The sequence below is a fragment of the Paraburkholderia eburnea genome (assembly GCF_002917095.1).
GTDB lineage: Bacteria > Pseudomonadota > Gammaproteobacteria > Burkholderiales > Burkholderiaceae > Paraburkholderia > Paraburkholderia eburnea.
In genome coordinates, this window is sequence record NZ_PQGA01000009.1 from 15840 (window position 1) to 30083 (window position 14244).

The 14244-nt window shown below is 63.0% G+C and carries 11 protein-coding genes; 6 read left to right on the plus strand and 5 right to left on the minus strand.

What is annotated here, in order from left to right; genetic code table 11:
• Positions 1 to 397: 397 nt before the first annotated feature.
• The 6 genes from B0G62_RS17340 to hutC all read left to right on the plus strand — a co-directional run bounded on the left by B0G62_RS17340 (position 398) and on the right by hutC (position 6149).
• On the plus strand, positions 398 to 1258 hold the full coding sequence (locus B0G62_RS17340) for a transporter substrate-binding domain-containing protein (protein ID WP_103705453.1): 861 nt from the start codon (positions 398 to 400) through the stop codon (positions 1256 to 1258).
• A gap of 76 nt (positions 1259 to 1334) precedes the next feature.
• The gene (locus tag B0G62_RS17345) at positions 1335 to 2057 is read left to right on the plus strand and encodes an ABC transporter permease (RefSeq protein WP_103705454.1); all 723 of its coding nucleotides are present in this window, start codon (positions 1335 to 1337) and stop codon (positions 2055 to 2057) included.
• A gap of 43 nt (positions 2058 to 2100) precedes the next feature.
• On the plus strand, positions 2101 to 2847 hold the full coding sequence (locus B0G62_RS17350) for an ABC transporter permease (RefSeq protein WP_103705455.1): 747 nt from the start codon (positions 2101 to 2103) through the stop codon (positions 2845 to 2847).
• A gap of 35 nt (positions 2848 to 2882) precedes the next feature.
• Entirely contained in the window at positions 2883 to 3674 is a 792-nt protein-coding gene (locus B0G62_RS17355) for an ABC transporter ATP-binding protein (RefSeq protein ID WP_103705456.1), read from the plus strand.
• 55 nt (positions 3675 to 3729) lie between these two features.
• On the plus strand, positions 3730 to 5349 hold the full coding sequence (locus B0G62_RS17360; RefSeq protein WP_103705457.1) for an HAL/PAL/TAL family ammonia-lyase: 1620 nt from the start codon (positions 3730 to 3732) through the stop codon (positions 5347 to 5349).
• A gap of 38 nt (positions 5350 to 5387) precedes the next feature.
• Positions 5388 to 6149, plus strand: a complete 762-nt coding sequence (gene hutC, locus B0G62_RS17365) for a histidine utilization repressor (protein WP_103705458.1) — start codon at positions 5388 to 5390, stop codon at positions 6147 to 6149.
• 346 nt (positions 6150 to 6495) lie between these two features.
• Here hutC and B0G62_RS17370 read toward each other — a convergent pair whose 3' ends face one another.
• The 5 genes from B0G62_RS17370 to B0G62_RS17390 all read right to left on the minus strand — a co-directional run bounded on the left by B0G62_RS17370 (position 6496) and on the right by B0G62_RS17390 (position 14091).
• Entirely contained in the window at positions 6496 to 7113 is a 618-nt protein-coding gene (locus tag B0G62_RS17370) for a type VI secretion system amidase effector protein Tae4 (RefSeq protein ID WP_103705459.1), read from the minus strand.
• Positions 7113 to 7661, minus strand: coding sequence for a PAAR domain-containing protein (locus tag B0G62_RS17375; protein WP_103705460.1), 549 nt, complete (start codon positions 7659 to 7661; stop codon positions 7113 to 7115). Before B0G62_RS17375 ends, B0G62_RS17370 begins: the two co-directional genes overlap by 1 nt.
• 449 nt (positions 7662 to 8110) lie before the next feature.
• Positions 8111 to 9628: an efflux transporter outer membrane subunit gene (locus tag B0G62_RS17380; RefSeq protein WP_103705461.1), complete on the minus strand. Its 1518-nt coding sequence runs from the start codon at positions 9626 to 9628 to the stop codon at positions 8111 to 8113.
• Entirely contained in the window at positions 9621 to 10835 is a 1215-nt protein-coding gene (locus tag B0G62_RS17385) for an efflux RND transporter periplasmic adaptor subunit (RefSeq protein WP_103705462.1), read from the minus strand. Before B0G62_RS17385 ends, B0G62_RS17380 begins: the two co-directional genes overlap by 8 nt.
• Positions 10825 to 14091: an efflux RND transporter permease subunit gene (locus tag B0G62_RS17390; protein WP_103705463.1), complete on the minus strand. Its 3267-nt coding sequence runs from the start codon at positions 14089 to 14091 to the stop codon at positions 10825 to 10827. Before B0G62_RS17390 ends, B0G62_RS17385 begins: the two co-directional genes overlap by 11 nt.
• Positions 14092 to 14244: the final 153 nt, after the last annotated feature.

Sequence of the window (14244 nt, forward strand, 5' to 3'; positions counted from 1 at the left end):
TGTAGGTGTGAATACGTGCCGCGCTGCAAGTATTGCAGGGTGAGTGTCGGCGAAACGATGGCTTTCCTGCATGACCTCGCGATGACATCGCGTAGTGGCCCATGCGTGTCACGGACACCAGACACGACAAGTCGTCTAGTTAACTCAAGACGATTTCGGGCGTCTGAATAGCGTTCGAATGCAGTCAATTCGAAGAAATGATTCCTTAGTCGTCGATGGAATGCACCGCGGCGGCGCATCCCTCTGATATTCCCAGGGCATTCCCTGGATCGCCCCGTTTTTATTGAAAAGCGCTTGCGTCCTGCATTTTGTTCCCGCAATCTTGTCTAGACAACACGGACGGGCCACACGGTACGCCCGCCTCATCACGGTTAGCTCGACTACAAGGAGTGGCGACATGCAGGTGAAGTGCACCAGACTGGTCAAGGCTTTGATCGGAGCCGCCTTCGGCGCGGCGCTGCTGGCGGGCGGCAACGCCAGCGCGAAGGAATGGAAAACGGTGACGATCGCGCTCGACGGCAGCTACGCGCCGTGGAACCTGACCTTGCCGGGCGGCAAGCTCGGCGGTTTCGAGCCGGAACTCGTCGCCAATCTCTGCGCCCGCGCGCAGCTCCAGTGCAATCTGGTCACGCAGGACTGGGACGGCATGATTCCGGGCCTTCAGGCCGGTAAGTTCGATGTCCTGATGGATGCGATCTCGATCACGCCCGATCGCGAGAAAATCCTCTCGTTCTCGAAGCCCTACGCGGCCACGCCCGCCACCTTCGCCGTGGCCGACACCAAAGTCCTGCCGAAGACCGCGCCGGGCGCCAGCCAGGTGAAGCTCGACAACGACGCGCGCAGCAACCTGCCCGCCATCGACGGCCTGCGCAAGGCGCTCAAGGGCAAGACCATCGGCCTGCAATCGGGCACGATCTATACGCGTTTCGTGAACGACAACTTCAAGGATGTCGCGTCGATCCGCGTCTACAAGACTTCGCCCGAGCGCGATCTCGATCTGGCCAATGGCCGCATCGACGCCTCGTTCGACGATGTCACCTACTACGCCGCCAACGCCGGCAAGCCCGATTCGAGCAGCATCGTCATGGCCGGCCCGCAGATCGCCGGTCCGGTCTGGGGCCCGGGTGAAGGCCTCGCCTTCCGCAAGCAGGACACCGACCTCAAGGCGAAGTTCGACACCGCCATCGCCGCCGCGCAGGCGGACGGCACGGTCAAGAAGCTCGCGCTCAAGTGGTTCAAGACCGACGTCACGCCTTGATGGCCGTGCATGGGAGGCCCACGCGGCTTCCCATGCAATCACGCCTTAATTCGCCTGTTTGCTTGAGGTAGTCATCATGTCAGTGATCGAAATGCTCGGCTTCGGCGCCGAGGGCTGGGGCGGCGTGCTGCTGCTCGGCGCACTCATGACGGTCGTGCTCACCATCGCGGCGCTCGCGCTGGGCGCTGTGTTCGGCGGCCTCGTCGCGGCGGCCAAGCTTTCGCGCTTTCGCGTGCTGCGCGTGCTCGGCGACTGCTACACCACGGTGTTTCGTGGCGTGCCCGAGCTGCTCGTCATCTATCTGTTCTACTTCGGCGGGTCGGCGCTCGTGACCAGCATCGGCCAGTGGTTCGGCGCGGACGGCTTCGTCGGCGTGCCGCCGTTCGCGATCGGCGCGGTCGCGGTGGGCATGATCTCCGGCGCCTATCAGGCCGAGGTCTATCGCGCGGCGGTGCTGGCCGTCTCGCGCGGCGAACTCGAAGCCGCGCGCGCGATCGGCATGCCGACGCTCACGATGGCGCGGCGCATCCTGATTCCACAGGTGCTCCGCTTCGCGTTGCCCGGCATCGGCAACGTGTGGCAGCTCAGTCTTAAGGACTCCGCACTGATTTCCGTGACGGGTCTCGCCGAGTTGCTGCGCGCAAGCCAGGTGGCTGCCGGTTCCACACATCAATATTTCCTGTTCTTCGTCGCGGGCGGTGCGCTGTATCTGGCGATGACGGGTGTGTCGAACCGCATCTTCGGCCGCGCGGAAGCGTATGTGGGCCGGTCCTTCAAGCGCAATTTCGCGCGCAATTGATTCAACCCCTACGCGAATACGCACCTAAGCGGCGGACTCCGACATGCATATCGATATCGACTTCCTGCTCGACACGCTGCGCCAGTTGATCGCAGCCGTGCCGACCACGCTCGAACTGTTCTTCGCCTCGCTCGTACTGGGCGGCCTGCTCTCGCTCGTGATCGTGGCCATGCGCGTCTCGCCGCGCTGGCTGCCCAATCGCTTCGCGCGCGCCTATATCCTGGTGTTTCGCGGCTCGCCGCTGCTGATCCAGATGTTTCTCGTCTATTACGGCCTGGGCCAGTTCGGCGTGATCCGCGAGAGCTTTTTGTGGCCCGTGCTGCGCGAACCCTACGTGTGCGCCGTGCTTTCGCTGGCGCTGTGCACGGCTGGCTACACGGCGGAAATCATTCGCGGCGGCCTGATGGCGGTGCCGGTGGGCCAGATCGAGGCAGGCTATTCGATCGGTCTTTCGGGATTTTCGCTGCTGCGTCGCGTGATCGGCCCGATTGCGCTGCGCCAATGCCTGCCCGCCTATTCGACCGAAGCCGTTTTGCTCGTGAAGTCCACGGCGCTCGCGAGTCTCGTGACGGTTTGGGAAGTCACGGGCGTGGCCCAGCAGATCATTCAGCAGACCTATCGCACTACTGAGGTTTTTGCCTGCGCCGCGCTGATCTATCTTGCGCTCAACTTCTTCATCGTTCGACTGATCGGCCTGCTGGAAAAGCGTCTGTCGCGCCACCTGGGCGCAGCGCCCAGCGCACCCGCGCGCAAGCTGACGTCGCTCGAAACCCCTCGCGCCGCATCCTGACCGGCTGTACTGATCGTCTATTTACGGAGTCACTCATGAACGCAGCCGCACCGGTCGCCTTGTCCGTCAAGAATATTCACAAGTCCTTCGGCGAGCATCACGTCCTGAAGGGCATTTCGCTCGACGCTCACAAGGGCGACGTTATTTCGATTCTCGGCGCGAGCGGCTCGGGCAAGAGCACGTTCCTGCGCTGTCTGAACCTGCTGGAAATGCCGGACGACGGCACTGTTGCGCTCGAAGGCGAAGCGCTGAAAATGAAGCGCCGCCGCGACGGCAAGCTGCAGCCCGAAGACCGCCGCCAGGTGGACCGCGTGCGCTCGCAGCTTGGCATGGTGTTTCAGAACTTCAATCTCTGGTCGCACATGACCGTGATGGAAAACCTCATCGAAGGGCCGATGCGCGTGCTCAAGCGCAGCCGCGCCGAAGCGCTGGAAGAGGGCGAAGCGCTGCTCGCCAAAGTGGGTCTCGCCGACAAGCGCGGCCACTATCCCGCGCATCTCTCGGGCGGCCAGCAGCAGCGTGTGGCGATCGCCCGCGCACTGGCGATGCATCCGAAAGTCATGCTGTTCGACGAGCCGACTTCCGCGCTCGATCCCGAACTTGTGGGCGAAGTGCTGCGCGTGATGCGCGCGCTCGCGGAAGAGGGCCGCACGATGCTGGTGGTCACGCATGAAATGGGTTTTGCGAAGCATGTATCGAATCGCGTGATGTTCCTGCATCAGGGGCTTGTCGACGCGGACGGCACGCCGCAGGAGGTGTTCGGCGAACTGAAGTCGGAGCGCTTCCGCCAGTTCGTGTCGAGCCACCAGGATCGCAACGCGCACTGAGTGAATTTCGAACGGGTCGATGAGGCCCTTCATAAAATAATCAGGTATCCAGATCATGCCCGTCATCCGTTCCGAACGCCCGCTCGCATGGCGCGATATCGCCGCCGTCGCCGCAGGCGAGCCGTTGCAACTCGCCGATGAAGCCCGCGCGCGCATCCGCGCCGCGCGCGAACTGGTTGATCAGATCGTCGTGCGCGGCATTCGCGCGTATGGCGTGAACACGGGCGTGGGCGCGCTTTGCGACGTGGTGGTTTCGCCGGCCGAACAACACGACCTCTCGCACAACATCCTCATGAGCCACGCCGTGGGCGTGGGCACGCCGCTGGGTGCGCAGGAGACGCGCGCGATCATGGCCGCCGCGATCAACAACTACGCGCACGGTCATTCTGGCGTGCGGGTGGAACTCGTCGAGCAACTGGAAGCCCTGCTCGCAGCCGATTGCCTGCCCGAAGTGCCGGCGTTCGGTTCGGTGGGCTATCTGAGCCATATGGCGCATATCGCGCTGGTCTGCGTGGGCGCGGGGCAGGTGCGCTGGCAGGGCGAACACCTGAGCGGCGCAGAAGCGCTCGAACGCCTCGGCCTGCAGCCGCTCGCGCTCCAGGCGAAGGAAGGCTTGAGCCTCGTGAACGGCACGCCCTGCGTGACAGGGCTGGCGGCGCTGGCGCTGGAGCGCGCGCAGCGTCTGCTCGACTGGGCCGACGCCGTCGCGGCGATGAGCTTCGAAAACCTCGGCGGTCAGATGGCCGCGTTCGACGCGCAATCGCTCGCGTATCGCGTCTCGCCAGGCCTCGCGCAGGTTGGGGAGCGCATGCGCGCGGCGCTCGCCGAAAGCGGGCTGCTGGCCGCCGCGCTCGGCCGCCGCACGCAGGACCCGTTGAGCATGCGCACGATCCCGCACGTGCATGGCGCGGCGCGCGACGTGCTCGCGGCTACTGCCGAAGTCGTGAACCGCGAGCTAGCCTCGGTCACTGATAACCCCATCGTCGACGGCACGCCCGACGCGCCGCAGGTGTTCTCGCAGGCGCACGCGGTGGGCGCGTCCATCGCGCTCGCCATGGACAGCCTCGCCGCCGCCGTCGCCCAGGTCGCGGCGATGGCCGAGCGCCGGCTCGACCGCCTCGTCAACCCGCTCGTGAGCGGCCTGCCTGCCTTCCTCGCGCACGCGAGCGGCACGCGCTCGGGCTTCATGATCGCGCAGTACACGGCGGCCTCGCTGGTCGCGCAGAACCGCCGCGACGCCGCGCCCGCGAGCCTCGATGGCGGCGTGACCTCGGGCCTGCAGGAAGATCACCTGTGCCACGCCACGCCCGCTGCGCTCAAGGCGCTGGCCGTGATCGAGAACAGCAGCCGCATCCTGGGCATCGAATTGCTGGCCGCCGCGCAGGCTTACGACCTGCAACCCGTCGATGCCGCGCGCGCGCCTTATACGGAGGCGCTCTATGGCCGCATCCGCGCGGTCTTGCCGACCTATCGCGATGACCGGCCGCTGGCGGGCGACATGTCGGTGGCGTTCCGCATGATCGCCGATGGCGGGCCGCCGCCGCTGCCCGGCGAACAGGCGGCGCACTCGTCCGCGGAGCGCCTTGCGTGCATGCCGCAGCCAGCGTTGCACGAGGTCGCGCCAGGCGCGGCGACTTCGGCGAACGATGCCCTGGCCGACGCGATCGGCCACTGATCCGCGCCGATCTGTTCGAAGAAGGAGCCGCAACGACGATGAACTTCGATGCTTTCACGCTTGCAACCGACGATACGCGGCAAGTGCTGGACAAACGTGCCCAGCCGCGCCGCACGGCACCGCCTTACGAGCAGATCAAACGCTACGTGCTAGCGCGTGTCGAGAACGGTACCTGGAAGCCGGGCGATGCGATTCCGTCCGAGACGGTGCTGGTGAAAGAGTTTGGCGTAGCGCGCATGACGGTGTCGCGCGCGCTGCGCGAACTCACGAACGAGGGTGTGCTTACGCGCGTGCAGGGTTCGGGCACTTTCGTCGCGCCGCGCGACTATGAATCGACCGTGCTGGAGATCCGCAATATCGCCGATGAAATCGCGGCGCGCGGCCATCGGCACACGGCGCGCGTGCTGGCGCTGCAAACGAGCGACGACGCGGCAGCGCTCGCATCGCTGGGTGTTGCCCACGGGCCGGTGTTCCACTCGCGCATCGTGCATTGCGAAGAGGGTGAGGCGATTCAGTTTGAGGACCGCTTCGTCAATCCCGCGCTGTTTCCACTTTATTTGCAGCAGGATTTCACGGTCGAGACGCCCAATCACTATATGGTGCGGCTCGCGCCGATCCAGCGCGCGGAGTTTCGCATCTACGCGCGTAAGCCCGACGCCTATGTGCGTCATCACCTGGATATCGAAATCGGCGAGCCGTGTTTGATGGTCGAGCGCCGCACGTGGGTGGGTGAAGCGGTGGCGACGTCGGTGCAGCTATGGCACGCGGCGTCGCGGTTTCATCTGGCGGGGAAGGTTTGATGTTGACCTGGTCGCTACGGCTCGAGGGCGTATGACAACAAAAAGAATGCAGACGTAGAGCCAAATAACGCTAACAATAAAATGACCGTTTTAACCCAAGGCGTGCCAGCACGGCCGACGTGCCATCCAGCAAGGGCGAAGGCGATTGATGGGCCGAGCAAATATGCGAGCAGGCCAGCGATAGCCCACCAAGGGGCAGCACAGTGGTCGATTTCATGGCAACCGGTTCTGGCAGCGAATCTCTCGCTTATGTGCAATCTAAACGTCATATGACTGCCCATCCAGCACGACGCCCACGTTGTGAATATTCCACAAAGAAAGAAGAAAAATGCGGATGCGATGCGCCTCACTTAATCTCCCAAAAGAGGATTTCCCTGGCTTTGCCTAAATTGGAATATCCCCATGCTGTTCCGGGGACATGGGCGCTTCGAACTCGGATAGCCCGACCAATGACTCCGATTAAGCCTCTGCCGCTGGAAACGGTCAGCCGGCTACCATTCCACAGATCAATGTGGCCTCCTGTTGGATTTTTCTCTGCCAGGCTTCGTGCCCAATAGTCTCTAAACATGATGATGCCCGTTCGCCCTTTGACCCTCGATTCCCAGTCCTCTCCGGTAACGTTCTGAGGCTTTGGCAGACCAGCGATTGGCCGCAGTTGCAACCACTCGCCAAATTCGTCTGCTCGTGTCGCGGTTGGCAAGCCATCGAGGTAAATCCGGCCGATACTCTTTTGACCTGCGAGAGGGTGTACCAGTTTTTCAGAGAAGGATTGCATTTTGACGCCGAGGCGGTGAAGCATTACGCTCATGCGAATCGCGCACTGATCCTCATACTCGGGATTGTCATAGGGGTTGCCAGTTGGGTAGGCATCCCATAGCTCCTGAAATGTGAGAACCTTTAGCGATACGTCCTTTACCGAATCTTTGGTTGTGTTTGTTTGAACGAATATTTTCTTGTTCGGCATTATGGCCACTCCCCGTGCGCCAAGGCTTCGTCACCCCAATAAATTGTGTAAGTTTCGGCAGTTTCGGTATGAATTCTCGGCAACTGGCCAGAAATATCTACGCGCCCGCTATATGCGTCGCTTGACGCTGCTTTGATGTGATAGGGATACCCTTCGAGCGAAGCCCAACTTGTTACGGCCCGCACCTGCTCGTCATAGGCACGATGTCCGTTTACCAGTTCTCGTCCGAACGCGTCGTAACCCATTGCGGCGAGTTCGTGAGTACCGAATTCGTGCCAGGCACTGTCCTGTGACGCACGCAATACCGGCGATGGAGCGCATTTACAGATGCAGATATCGCCGTCCAACGCTTGTTGTTTGCCCATCATAGTTGCAATTCGATGCGGTCCCTTAGAGCCGATTACGCCTTCGGACTTGCACCCGTTGCACCATACCTTCGCGCCGATGAACGTCATCGGCGTTCCGTGGTGCGTACAATTTTCGACACCTTCGATAACGACGCCACCGTTCGTGGATTTGTCTCCAACTTTGAGAATCGCGCGCCTCATGCAATTTCTCCTGTATCGGAATTTCGCTTTCCAGACATTTCACTATCTTTATGAATCGCTGAAAAAAAACCGGCTTGGCAATGCAACCGGTGACGTGCGGCGAAAATGTACCGCTAGCCTCTCAGTAAACTTTTCCTGGAACGAAGGTGGTATCAGATTTGTCTGAATTTCAGTATTCGATAAAATAGAAGTCAGAATTATTTTGAATAATAAGTTTTGAGTTATTTTATTTAAGAAGATAAACGGTATTTTTATTTATAAAAAAGAACCGGAAAAAATGGACGTTTACGTCGCCCGGGTGAACAAATGACATCACATGCCTAATGTGAAGCGACCCGGTCGCTCACGCGACCGGGTCGTCAAATCACGCCATGCCTGTTATGCCGTTCGCCACCTTCGAAAAGGGTCCTGACTGAACGGCAACAAGGCATCATGCCCGCGTTGCCTCATCAAGACGCCGTCTTCGCGTCCGGTTTTACATCGGCTTTTTCAGCAGCTTTCGCGTCGGCGTTCTCATCGAGCTGCTTCGTGCTCCAGCCTCCGCCAATCGCCTGAATCAACCCGACCGTCGCATCCAGACGTCGCGTATCCAGTTCGAGCGAAGTGATCTGCGTGGATAGTTCCGTCGTCTGCGCCGTCACCACATCCAGATAGCTCACCACGCCGTCACGGTAACGCGACATCGACAACGTCAGCGTGCGCTGAGCCGCGGTGAGCGCCTCGTCTTCACGCTGAGCCTCATCGCCCAGATGATGCAGCAGCGCCAGATTGTCCTCGACCTGTTGGAACGCGTTGAGCACGGTGGCCTTGTAATCGGCGCCGTTCTCGGCGAGCTTCGCGCGCGCGCCGTGCACCAGTGCCTCGCGGCGGCCACCGTCGAAGATCGTTTCCACGAGCGTCGGGCCGATCGACCACATTTCGTTGGGCGCGGCCAGCCACGGGCCGAACGTGTCGCTCTGGTAGCCGCCGTCGAGGCTCAGCGACAGATCCGGATAGAACGCGGCCTTCGCCACGCCGATTTCCGCGTTGGCGGCCGCGACGCGCCGCTCGGCGGCGGCGATGTCGGGACGCCGTTGCAGCAGTGTCGAAGGCAGCCCGGCGGGCAGGTTCGGCAGATGCGGGCGCAGCGTGTCGGGCGCGACGTTGAAGTCGGACGCCGGCACGCCGATCAAGGTGGCGATCGCGTGCTCGTAGAGGGCACGGCGGCCGCTCACGTCGTCGGCAGCGGCCTGCGCGGCGGCGAGCTGGTTCTGCGCGCGCGACACATCCAGATCGGAGGCGATGCCGCCGCGATGGCGGCTCTCGGTCAGCTCCAGCGCGTGACGGTAGGCTGCGATCGTATCGCCAAGCAGTTTGGACTGCTGATCGAGGCCGAGCAGGTTGAACCAGGTCGTCGCCAGCTTCGCTTGCAGGCTCAATTGCAGCGTGGCGAGATCGGCGTCGCTGGCCTCGCTCGTCGCCTGGCCGGCTTTCACCTCGTTGCGCACCTTGCCCCACAAATCGAGGTCGTAGCCGACACTCAAATCCAGCGTGTTCGAGTTGTACACGTTGGGTTGGCCCGAGCCACGCAGCGGACGCAGTGCCGATTGCCGGTCGCGCTGGACCTGCGCACCCACACCGATGGTCGGCATCAGCGCCGATTTCGCCTGCGCGGTCAGCGCGTCGGCTTCGTCGTGGCGCGCGAGTGCGGCCGCGATGTTGGGGTTGGCCTGCTGGACCTTCGGCTCAAGCTGGTCGAGCATCGGATCGTTGAAGACCTTCCACCAGCCGTCGCGCGGCAACTGGTCGGCGGGCTGTGCCATTTGCCAGCCGCCGGTCTCCTTGAAGTGCGTCGGCATGGCCGTGGCGGGCGCGTGGTAGACGGGTGCGAACGAGCACGCGCCAAGCAGCGCAGTGGTTGCGAGCGCAATCAAACGCAGACGCAAGCGCCCACATGCTAAGGAGGACAGAGGAAACCGCTTAACCATGCGCGTGCTCCGCATCGTGCGACGCGGTGGCGGCGCTGGCGGTGTTGGTCGCCTCGGTGGCCGCGAGGCGCACCACGTCGCCGTTTGCAAGCGAATCGGGCGGATTGTCGATCACGCGTTCGCCGGCTTGCAGGCCCTGGATGATCTGCACGCGCGTGCCAAGGTCGGTGCCGATCGTCACGTCACGCAGTTGTACCTTGTGATCGGCACCGGCCACCGCCACCTGCATGCCATGTGCGCGGAAGATCAGCGCGCTCGCGGGCACGAAGAGCGCGTGCGCGTCGCCGGGAATCGCGAGATGGACCTCGGTGTACTCGCCCGGGAACAGCGTGCCCTGCTTGTTGTCGACGGCGAGCTGCACCAGCATCGTGCCCGAATCGGCCGAGATCGACTGATCGGTATCGACGAGCTTCGCATCGAACGTCATGCCGGGGCGCTCCGGTACCGTGAGCGTGGCGTGCATGCCGGGCTTGATCGAGGCCGCGTCGCTCTGCGGCACGCTCACGTAGACGCGCAACTGGCTCGCGTCGGATACCGTGAAAAGCTCGGGGCCGCTGCCACTGCCCGCGTTGATGAGCGCGCCCACGTCGGTTTTGCGCGCCGTCACCACGCCGTCGAACGGCGCGGTCAGACGCTTGAACGATTCGAGCGCTTCGAGGCGGCGCACGTTCGCCCGATTCGCTTCCACCGTGGCCTGCTTGGCGATCAGGTCCGAGGTTTTTTCATCGGCGTCCTGCTGCGAGACCGAATCCTGCTTGAGCATTTCGGTCCAGCGCTTCGCCGTGGTGGCTGCGAGCTTTTCGTTGGCGACCGAGTTCTGCAAATCGGCGTTGGCCTGCTGCAATTGCTGATCGAGATCCGGCGTATCGATCAGGCCAAGCAACTGGCCGGCCTTCACATGCGTGCCGATATCGGCGTACCAGGCGTGCAGATAACCGGAAACGCGCGCATAGATCGGCGCGTCGATGTACGCGGCGAGATGGCCCGGCAGCACGAGGGTCTGCGAAGCCGGGCCCGGTTGAGGCAGCACGGTCGCGACGGTGGGCACGGCCTGGGCGTCGGTCCAGGATGTGAGTTGCTGATGCGCATGCACGCGGCTGAACAGCCCGCCGGAGACGATCCCGGCGGCGACCATCAACGCCACGGCGGCGACGGACTTCAGGTGGCGCAGCGATTGCGGCGGGGCGATGTCGACTTCAGTGGACATGGGATTCTCCCTCGAGGGCGGGTTGTTCCAGAGTGGGGATGGCGCGCGGGTCGTCATTGCCTTCGTCGTCATCGCCGTCATTGCGGTGGACGAGGCTGAACACCACGGGCACGAACAGCAGCGTCGCGAAGGTCGCGCAGATCAGGCCGCCGATCACGGCGCGGCCGAGCGGGGCGTTCTGTTCGCCGCCATCGCCCATGCCGAGCGCCATCGGCGCCATGCCGATAATCATTGCGAGTGCGGTCATGAGCACCGGACGGAAGCGCGTGAAGCCCGCTTCGAGCGCGGCGCGCAGCGCGTCGCCGGTGACGGCCAGACGCTCGCGGGCGAACGACACGACCAGAATCGCGTTGGCGGTCGCCACGCCCATGCAGAGAATCGCGCCGGTGAGCGCCGGCACGGACAGCGGCGTGTGCGTGGTGAACAGCATCCAGACGATGCCCGCGAGTGCGGCCGGCAACGCGCAGACGATCACGAAGGCGTCCGCCCACGAATGAAAGTTCACGACGATCAGCAGATAGATCAACAGCACCGCGCCTGCGAGACCGAGCAGCAGCCCCGTGAATGCGCTGTTCATGGTCTGTACCTGGCCGCGCATCGTGACGGTCGAGCCCTTCGGCACGTCCCTGGCGGTGGCGTGGATCGCCTGCTGGATCTGCGAGGCCACGGTGCCCAGATCGGCGCCTTGCGTGGTCGCGTAGATGTCGAACAGCGGCATGATGTTGTAGTGCGAGACCACGGCGTCAGCGGTGCCGCGCGTGATCGTGGCGATGCCGCCGAGAATCTGCGAGCCACCCGTCTTGCTCGTGACCGGCAGGTTCTGCAGATCGGAGAGCGTGGTCATGCGGTACTGCGGCGTCTGCGCGACGATCGGATACGACACGCCGTTCTTCGGATTGAGCCAGTAAGTGGGCGACACCTGGCTCGTGCCCGAAAGGCTCGCCACCACGGAGTTGGTCACGTCCTGTTCGGTTATGCCGAGTTCGTCCGCGCGCGAACGGTCCACGGCCACGGTCAACTGCGGATACGTCGAGGCCTGCTGGATACGCGGATCGGCTACGCCCGGCACCTTGGCGACTAGACGCAGCAGTTCGTTGGCGTACTGCTTGTTCGCTTCCATGTTCGGGCCGCTGACCTGCACGTCGATCGGCGCGGGCGCACCGAAGTTCAGGATCTGGCTGACGATGTCGGCGGGCAGGAACGAGAACGTCGTGCCGGGGAACAGACGCGGAAGTTGCGTGCGCAACTGTTTGACGTAGTCGGCGGTGGGCGCATGATTGTCGCCGAGCGAAATCATGATGTCGCCATCCTGCGGTCCGATCGTGCCGCTATTGTTGTACGTCAGGTTGATACCGCTGTTCGGCAGGCCGATGTTATCGATGATGCTCGTGAGCTGATCGGCGGGAATCGCGTGGCGCACCGTATCCTCGATATGGTCGAAGAGGTCGGCGGTTTCTTCCACACGCGTGCCGATAGGCGCGCGCACGTGAATTTCGATTTCGCCCGAATCGATGTTCGGGAAGAAGTTGCGGCCGAGGAACGGCACCAGCGCGAACGACAGCATCACGATGGCGAGAAAGCCCACGATAAAGCCCTTGCGATGCGTGAGCGCGAGGCCTAGCACGCCGCGATAGCCCGCACGGATGCGCTCGAAACGACGCTCGAAACCGCGCTGAAAGAGCACCAGCGGATTGCGCACGGGCGCGACGTGATCGTGCGCGCCGTGCGGCGCCATGACCGCGGCGAGTTCGCCCGACGCATGGCCTTGCGAAGCGTGCGGCTTGAGCAGATAGCGCGCCATCATCGGCACGAAGGTGCGCGAGAGAATGAACGAGGCGATCATCGCGAAGATCACCGATTCCGCCATCGGCACGAACAGATAGCGCGCGATGCCGTCGAGCAGCAGCATCGGCACGAACACGATACAGATACAGAGCAGCGATACCAGCGCGGGCATGACGATCTGCGCGGCGCCGTCGAGGATCGCGCTTCTCACGTCCTTGCCCTGTTCCAGATGCCAGTTGATGTTCTCGATCGTCACGGTGGCATCGTCGACGAGAATACCCACTGCCAGCGCGAGTCCCCCTAATGTCATCACGTTGAGCGTTTCGCCGCAGGCCGCGAGACCCGCGATGGCTGCGAGCACGGCGAGCGGAATCGACGCCGCAATGATGAGCGTCGAGCGCCAGCTACCGAGGAACAGCAGGATCATGGCGGAGGTCAGCGCCGCCGCGATGATGCCTTCGCGCGCCACGCCGCTCACGGCGCCCTTCACGAACACCGATTGATCGGACAGCGGCACGAGCTTGAGGCTTGGCGGCAACGATTGTTCGATCAGCGGCAGCTTGGCCTTCACGCCCGCAATGATGTCGAGCGTGGACGCCGAGCCGTTCTTGAGGATCGACATCAGCACCGCGCGGTGGCCGTCCACGCGCACGATATTGCCCTGCGGCGGATAACCGTCGCGCACGTGCGCGACGTCGCGCATGTAGATCACCGTGCCGTCCACCGTCTTGATCGGCAGATTGTTGAGCGCGTCGATCGTGAGCGGGCTGTTGTTCAGGCGCACGTTGTATTCGAATTCGCCGATCTTTTGTGTGCCTGCCGGAATGATCTGGTTCTGCTGCGCGAGCGCATCCGCCACGTCCTGCGCGGACAGCTTGCGCGCCTGCAATGCCTGCGGATTCAGGTCGATCTGCACTTCGCGGGTCTTGCCGCCGTACGGCGTGGGAATCGCCACGCCTGGCACCGACAGCAATTGCGGCCGGATGAAATTGGTTGCGTAGTCACCGAGTTTCTGCTCGTCGAGCTTGTCGCTCGTGAGCGCGAGCTGCAGCACCGGCACCGTGGATGCGTTGTAGTTGAGGATCTGCGGCGGCGTGGTGCCAGGCGGCATCTGCTTGAGCACGGTCTGCGAAACCGAGGTCACCTGCGCCGTAGCCGTGCGCACATCCACGGTCGGCTGGAAGAAGATCTTCACGATGCCGTAGCCGCGGAACGACTGCGATTCGATGTGCGCCACGTCGTTGACGGTCGTGCCGAGCGTGCGCTCGTAATAGGTGACGATACGGCCCGACATGTCGTCGGGTTGCAGACCGGCGTAATTCCACACCACGCTGATCACGGGAATGCGGATATCCGGAAAGATATCGGTTGGCGTACGTAACGCAGCGAGCGGGCCAGCGATCAGGATCAAGAGGGCCAGCACGATGAACGTGTACGGTCGGTTCAAGGCCAGCCGGACGATTTTCAGCATCAGAAGGGGCTCCGTTCAGAACATCGGCGCCGGTTCCCGTCACGTACTGGTGCGCCAAAACGGCGCGAATAAAGCGAGGAAAGTACGGGAAACTACGGAGGAACCGACGCCGGTATTGTGGCGGGCGGGGTGTAACGGCCAGCAACCAGACAG

What these genes read in the sequence shown, in the direction of transcription:
- B0G62_RS17340 (WP_103705453.1), top strand. Translation starts at nt 398, where the DNA reads ATGCAGGTGAAGTGCACCAGACTGGTCAAGGCTTTGATCGGAGCCGCC.
- B0G62_RS17345 (WP_103705454.1), top strand. Translation starts at nt 1,335, where the DNA reads ATGTCAGTGATCGAAATGCTCGGCTTCGGCGCCGAGGGCTGGGGCGGC.
- B0G62_RS17350 (WP_103705455.1), top strand. Translation starts at nt 2,101, where the DNA reads ATGCATATCGATATCGACTTCCTGCTCGACACGCTGCGCCAGTTGATC.
- B0G62_RS17355 (WP_103705456.1), top strand. Translation starts at nt 2,883, where the DNA reads ATGAACGCAGCCGCACCGGTCGCCTTGTCCGTCAAGAATATTCACAAG.
- B0G62_RS17360 (WP_103705457.1), top strand. Translation starts at nt 3,730, where the DNA reads ATGCCCGTCATCCGTTCCGAACGCCCGCTCGCATGGCGCGATATCGCC.
- hutC (WP_103705458.1), top strand. Translation starts at nt 5,388, where the DNA reads ATGAACTTCGATGCTTTCACGCTTGCAACCGACGATACGCGGCAAGTG.
- B0G62_RS17370 (WP_103705459.1), bottom strand. Translation starts at nt 7,113, where the DNA reads ATGCCGAACAAGAAAATATTCGTTCAAACAAACACAACCAAAGATTCG.
- B0G62_RS17375 (WP_103705460.1), bottom strand. Translation starts at nt 7,661, where the DNA reads ATGAGGCGCGCGATTCTCAAAGTTGGAGACAAATCCACGAACGGTGGC.
- B0G62_RS17380 (WP_103705461.1), bottom strand. Translation starts at nt 9,628, where the DNA reads ATGGTTAAGCGGTTTCCTCTGTCCTCCTTAGCATGTGGGCGCTTGCGT.
- B0G62_RS17385 (WP_103705462.1), bottom strand. Translation starts at nt 10,835, where the DNA reads ATGTCCACTGAAGTCGACATCGCCCCGCCGCAATCGCTGCGCCACCTG.
- B0G62_RS17390 (WP_103705463.1), bottom strand. Translation starts at nt 14,091, where the DNA reads ATGCTGAAAATCGTCCGGCTGGCCTTGAACCGACCGTACACGTTCATC.